Here is a 5,979-nt window from a genome sequence, read left to right as displayed (position 1 = left end):
CAGCGGCGGTGTCGTCGCAGGCGGCGGCACCTACGGTGCGGTCACCATTTCCGAGGGCGGCACGGTCGCTCCTGGCAGTGCGACCGATCCGAGCAGGATCGTCACCACACTGACTGTCACGGGCGATTTCGCGCAGCAGTCCGGATCGATCTATCAGGTCGACCTCGCAAGGTCGTCCGATCTCATCGATGTTGGCGGAGTAGCGGCGATCGACAGCGGCGCGCAGATCGAGCTGCTGCGGCAGGGAACGCTATCGGTCGATGCCCGATATACTCTGCTCTCCGCAGCAGGCGGCGTAAGCGGCACCTATGGCGGGCTGACGGGGGCTCTGGCGACAGACGCGACGCCCTTCGTCGATTTCCAGCTCGTCTACGATGCCAACAATGTCTATCTCGATATCAGCCGCACATCGACGGCGTTTGCCGATGTTGCCAGCACCTTCAATCAACGCTCGGTCGCCGCAGCGGCTCAGGCGCTTGGAAGCGGTAATCCGATCCAGGACAACATCCTGTTCCTGACGGCGCCGGAAGCCCGCAACGCTTTCGATATGCTATCAGGCGAGGTTCATGCTTCCATTCATAGCGGCCTCATCGAGGACAGTCATTCTGTACGCGATGCCGCGAGCGAACGGATCCGTGCGGCGTTCGACGGCGTCGGTGCCTCCAGCGTTCCGGTGATGACTTATGGGCTGGGTGGTCTGGAACTGGCCCCGGCAACGAGTGAGAATTTCGCCGTATGGGGCCGTGGCTTCGGCGCCTGGGGTCATCTCGACAGCGACGGCAATGCCGCCGGTCTCGATCACTCGACAGGCGGCTTTCTGGCTGGCGGTGACGCGGCTGTCGGCGAAAGCTGGCGGCTCGGCCTCATCAGCGGCTACAGCCATACCTCCTTGGAGGCGGACAATCGCGCGTCGTCGGGCTCGAGCGAGAATTACCATCTCGGTCTTTTTGCCGGCACGCAGAACGGCAATCTCGGTTTTCGTTCCGGCCTTGCCTATACCTGGCACAGCATCGAGACCGGCAGGTCCGTGGTCTTTTCAGGCTTCGCCGACAGCCTTTCGGCCGATTACGACGCCGGCACGTTCCAGGCCTTTGGCGAGCTCGGCTACCGTATCAATACGGCTTGGGCTTCCTTCGAGCCCTACGCTAATCTCGCTTATGTGAATTTTGACGCCGATGGCTTCACCGAGAATGGCGGCGCAGCCGCCTTGTCGAGCGGGGATCGCTCGAGCGACACGGCGTTTACCACGCTAGGTCTGCGTGCGTCGACGGTACTGACCCTCGGCACCGTGACTGCTACCGCGCGCGGCGGTCTTGGCTGGCGCCACGCCTTCGGCGACGTCAGGCCGGATACCGCTCTTGCCTTTGCTGGCGGTTCCTCCTTCGCCATCAAGGGCGTGCCGATCGCAAAGAACGCAGCTCTGCTCGAAGCTGGGCTGGACGTAAACATCACCGAGAACGCGACGTTCGGCATCGCCTATCAGGGACAGATCGCCTCGGATGCCCAGACACACGGGTTCAGCGCCAAGCTCGGCGTCCGTTTCTAAATCACCCGCAAAAGAGATTGGTTATGAAGTCAGTGAGTGCATTTTCTTTTACCGTCGTTCTCGGCTCAGCGACGGTGATGTCTGTGTCCGCCGCGCGAACGGACGATGCCTGCTACAACAAGGCACAAAGCCTATGATGACGCAATGTTCAATCGACGACCTGAAGCCAGTCGATGGCGAGCTTGACAAGCTCTACAAGGAGATGGAGACCCGGCTCAAAGAGTCCCGGCGCATGTCCAGGAACTGGTCGAGACCGCGAGGGGCTACAACGCCACCTCGGAGAACACGCGCGACGCCTACCCCAAGGATTGGCGGCATTTTTCCTCCTGGTGCCGGCGCGCTGGCTTCGATCCCCTGCCTCCGGGCTCGAAGGTGATCAGGCTCAATATCAGCGCCTGTGCCTTGGGCACCGCCGCCGGCGATCCGAAGCGTGGCGCCCCTGCCCTTTCGGTTGCGACCATCGAGCGGCGGCTTTCCGGCCTCGCCTGGAACTTTACCCAGCGCGGCCGGCCGTTGGACCGCGCGGAGCGGCATATCTATACGGTTCTTGCCGGCATTCGCCGCGCAAGCACGCAAAAGCCACCGCGGCAAAAAGAGGCGGTCCTGGCGACGATCTGCTGGCGATGATCGCCACCCTCGGCCACGACCTCAGGGCCTGCGCGACCGCGCTATTTTGCTCCTGGGCTGTGGCGGCGGCCTGCGGCGCTCCGAGATCGTCGGTCTCGACGTCATGCGCGACGACAACAGCGATGGCGCCGGCTGGATCGAAGATTTTTGACGGCAAGGGCTGCTGGTCACCCTGCGCGGCAAGACCGGCTGGCGCGAGGTCGAGGTCGGCCGCGGCTCCAGCGACCACACCTACCCCGTAGTCGCGCTCGAGAGCTGGATCCGCTTTGGCCGCATCGCACGTGGACCCCTGTTCCGCCGCATCTTCAAGGACAACAAGACCGTCGACGTCGAACGGCTCTCCGACAAGCACGTCGCCCGCCTGGTCAAGCAGGTGACGATCGCCGCCGGCGTCCCCTCCGATCTCCCGGAAGGGTAACGGGCGCTGCTGTTCTCGGGCCAGTCGCTGCGCGCCGGACTTGCCTCGTCGGCCGACGTCGAGGAGCGTTACGTGCAGAAGCAGCTCGGCCATGCCTCGGCCGAGATGACCCGCAAATATCAGCGGAGGCGCGGCAGATTCCGGACCAACCTCACCAAGGCGTCCGGGCTCTGAGAAACCCCTCCCCTCCCTCGGTTGGTCGCTAGGTCGTGGGGGTCAGGTTCTTTGAGTGATGACAACACCTCGTCGAGCACAGCGAACGCTGCGTCCAGACTGTCGGCGGCGACGCTTCGTAGTCAGGGCATGATCATCAGCTGTGCAATGGCGCGGCCGACGAATTCATTGTTGAGTTTTTCCATCCGCTGTCTGGTTCGAGCGACCTGTTCTGGGAGCGCACGCAGAGCGTTGACGACCTCGTCCAGTTGCGACCGGGCTGCGGCGGCGATGTCGAAGATGTCGCGCGGGTTGGCTTCCGAAATCCCCGGTAATAGACCTTCTTGGCGATGATTTCCGGGATGGTCTCGAGCCGCACGGTCCTGCCTTCCACCACGCGGGTCTAGAACGGCTTCGTTGTTAGCGCTCCGGCAACGATGAAGTCGATTTCGCCAACGTCTTCGAAGGCGAATTTCTGGAACCGAAGCCCGTCCCCCAAATAGTCGGACGGCATCGTTTCAAAGTGCAGGTGGCTTTTGGATGGTCGATGACCGAGCAATTGAGGGTCGTCGAGGAAGATATCGATGTCGTGGCTTTCGCGATGGCCGATCTGGATCATCATAGCCGTTCCGCCGCCAAATGACCATTCAAAGTCGTAGCCCCGGCATTCCCGCGAAGCTGGCCGATCAGGTCGATATAATACAAAAAAGCCGCCGCCATTCGGACGGGCGTCGGCTATCATGTCCAGCCATTACGCGGCGAGCGGATAGCTTTCGCCGGACCAGGCAGAGAACTTGGCGGCAAAAGCCTTCATCTCGTCGACCGCGAATGTGGTGCGCGGTTGCGAACTCGACTTGCTGGGCGAGAGGGACCTCGCCGAGAAAGGCGCTGACATGAGCGGGATGCTGCTTGGCCAAATCGAGATCCGCAAAGCAATCGGCCAGCGCCGCGTCGTCCAGCTGTACGCTGCAGGGCGCGTTCACGGTCGTCAAGACGGATGCCAAATGCTTGCTCATAATGGCCGCAAGGTAATCGTTTCGGGTCGGAGACACAAGTTGCCGCCTCCTTCGCCGTAGAGTGGCCCGATACAATCACGATCGATATTGCCACCTCTTATCGATAGTGATCGCATAGTTCCCTGATTCGACTCTCAACCGCTCATATTACTTCCATGTATCTGCTGCGCTAGCCCGTCCTGGCCTTGGAGTGTCGCTCCTCACCTCCTCCACCACTCACCAGCCCGATGGGAGTATCGCCCGCCAGCAGCTTCTCCTTGCTGAGCAGCGCGGCAACCTCAATCGCCTCGAAATCGGGCAAATCCCGCAGTGTGTCGAGGCCGAAGTGCAACAGGAAGGTCTTGGTCGTGACGTAGGTGTAAGGCGTGCCAAATTCAGCGGGCAGGCAGACGTTGACCCACACTTAGAGCATTGAGGCACTCGAGCCGCCCTCAGGCGGTGCCTCAAAAGCTCGCGGGCCAGATCGCCTCGGTTCGGAGACAGACAGGCTCAAGATATCCACGCCAGAGACGGCGAGCTGGAGCGTATGCTCGGCATTGCGAAGAAGAACATGTTGGCCTTTGCCGGGCGCCAGGCAGGACCGTCGCACGACCTGGCAATGCCAAGAGTTCGCACGGCGTTGTCTCCGACGATGCTGGCAGATGTTCTGCAATGACTGGCAACACATGGACGCACCAGAGCGGAACCAAAAACGATCGAATTTCGCCCATAAGACTCGGCGAAACAGAACACCCCAGCGTAACAGGTCGCCGGCCGACGCGACCAGGTCAAGCAAGGGTTGGTAAGACCAGCTATTGGCCTGCTGGCTTGCAGCGGTCACCTCACGCTGGAATGCTGGATTGCGGCGCAAAAACTCCCATGCCCTTTCGCGCGGCGTCATACCAGTGGTGCAGTCATATGATCGTTCATCCCGCCCATCAGCCTCGACCGCGCCAGTCACGAGAACTGCAGGCACGACTGTGCCCCCTTGCCCGCCCCCACGGACGTCCAAACATCATGCAATTTGGCAAAGCACCGGCGCCGAAGCCACCCGACCTCGATGACGCCATTTCGTCGAAGCATGTGTCGTCGGCACTGTGCAGGGCAGAAGCAGGCTGTCGGTCCCGCGCAGCGACAGCAAGCGCGGCCTGAGCATGCGAAGGGGGTCGCTTTGATAGGAGTGCCCGGCTGGGTTCCGTTCAGGACGTTCCCTGAAGACTTGGTGGCGTGGCGGTGGCTTCGACGCTGGTTGTGGGCAGGTTGTCGTAGCCCGGATGCTATAAGCTAATTTCCGCCATTGGAGGCTCAGTTTCACGCTATGCCAGCCCGTGTTGTACAGGTGAAGCCGACTGGTCAGTGGACCGCAAACGAACGGCGCGCCGCTTCTCTTTGGTGATGCTCGCGCCGCGCTTTCTTCGCTGACGGTATGGAGATGAAGCGCGGCATGCCCCTGTAGCAGCCGATTTCACAACCAGACTTGCGCCCGCACTGCCCCTGTTGCTGCGGCATACCAATGCGTGGCGTCAGGAAGACTTCGTCGACCATTAGCCGTCTCGCTGAGATACTACCGAGCCCGAGCTCCCCTATCCTAGACCCTCGTATCGCATATCGGACGGCCCCACATCAGCCCAAGTTGCCATGGGGACCAGCCCCATGCGTTCGCCCGAATGCAGCTTCCTGGCTTGATCGACAGCAACCCAGGGGACGGTGCAGGCCAAGATTGCGGCAGGGCTTGGGCAACCATCAGGTCGCCCAAGGGGTGCCCCACCCTTCTCCTCAGAACTCAGCTGCTTCCAGCTGGCGGCTGAAACTCACAGGCGCAGCCAGCTTGGTCTCTAACCGCATCGATCGCATCATGGTGTCTGCCATGAATCCGTGTGCGTGAAGCGCTCCAGAGCGAAGATGTTGGGCGTCAACCAGGTTCACCAATGAGCTTCACTGCTCGAGTTCTGCACGGTGTCACCGCCTGGCGCCGGAGGTTGATCCGGTGATTAGGAGGAGCACTCGTTGTCGGATTCTCGACGATGTCGGACATGTGACACAACGCTTCCAGAGCGATCGCGTTGTTCCGAAACGATTTTCCCAGTTGGCACGACGGTTGCGGTCCCTATGCGCAAAAGCACTGCGATGCCGCACCGACTGGAAGAACTCATCAATGATCACGCTTTTCGAACATGTGGGCGCCGCTACCAGCACTGAGCGTTCCCGAGCCGACGGAAGCCTCTATCCCTTCTTTCTGA

The 5,979-nt window shown here is 61.3% G+C and carries 5 protein-coding genes and 2 pseudogenes; 3 read left to right on the top strand and 4 right to left on the bottom strand.

Going from position 1 to position 5,979, the window contains the following annotated elements; genetic code table 11:
• Positions 1–1,546: autotransporter domain-containing protein (locus tag EN964_RS21510; RefSeq protein ID WP_127276714.1), on the top strand; the 1,546-nt coding region annotated here is incomplete at its 5' end.
• A gap of 210 nt (positions 1,547–1,756) precedes the next feature.
• Positions 1,757–2,765: pseudogene (locus EN964_RS38720) on the top strand (tyrosine-type recombinase/integrase); the annotation flags it as partial.
• A 382-nt stretch (positions 2,766–3,147) separates the two neighbouring features.
• Here EN964_RS38720 and EN964_RS21500 read toward each other — a convergent pair.
• The gene (locus EN964_RS21500; RefSeq protein ID WP_126063908.1) at positions 3,148–3,486 is read right to left on the bottom strand and encodes a nucleotidyl transferase AbiEii/AbiGii toxin family protein; all 339 of its coding nucleotides are present in this window, start codon (positions 3,484–3,486) and stop codon (positions 3,148–3,150) included.
• A gap of 52 nt (positions 3,487–3,538) precedes the next feature.
• Here EN964_RS21500 and EN964_RS37780 point away from each other — a divergent pair, with 52 nt between their 5' ends.
• Positions 3,539–3,820: a hypothetical protein gene (locus EN964_RS37780; protein ID WP_164748801.1), complete on the top strand. Its 282-nt coding sequence runs from the start codon at positions 3,539–3,541 to the stop codon at positions 3,818–3,820.
• A gap of 109 nt (positions 3,821–3,929) precedes the next feature.
• Here EN964_RS37780 and EN964_RS21490 read toward each other — a convergent pair.
• From EN964_RS21490 to EN964_RS21480, 3 genes and pseudogenes are all read right to left on the bottom strand, one after another.
• A pseudogene (locus tag EN964_RS21490) lies at positions 3,930–4,130 on the bottom strand (SMC-Scp complex subunit ScpB); the annotation flags it as partial.
• A 33-nt stretch (positions 4,131–4,163) separates the two neighbouring features.
• The gene (locus tag EN964_RS39430) at positions 4,164–4,640 is read right to left on the bottom strand and encodes a transcriptional regulator domain-containing protein (protein WP_372958898.1); all 477 of its coding nucleotides are present in this window, start codon (positions 4,638–4,640) and stop codon (positions 4,164–4,166) included.
• 452 nt (positions 4,641–5,092) lie between these two features.
• Complete coding sequence (locus EN964_RS21480; RefSeq protein ID WP_127266638.1) at positions 5,093–5,284, bottom strand: hypothetical protein; 192 nt, start codon at positions 5,282–5,284, stop codon at positions 5,093–5,095.
• Positions 5,285–5,979 lie beyond the last annotated feature (695 nt).

Origin of the sequence: Mesorhizobium sp. M7A.F.Ca.CA.001.10.2.1, assembly GCF_003998575.1 — a bacterium.
Taxonomy (GTDB): Bacteria; Pseudomonadota; Alphaproteobacteria; order Rhizobiales; family Rhizobiaceae; genus Mesorhizobium.
The sequence above is the reverse complement of the archived record's forward strand: the minus strand, read 5'-3'. Positions and strand labels throughout refer to the sequence as shown.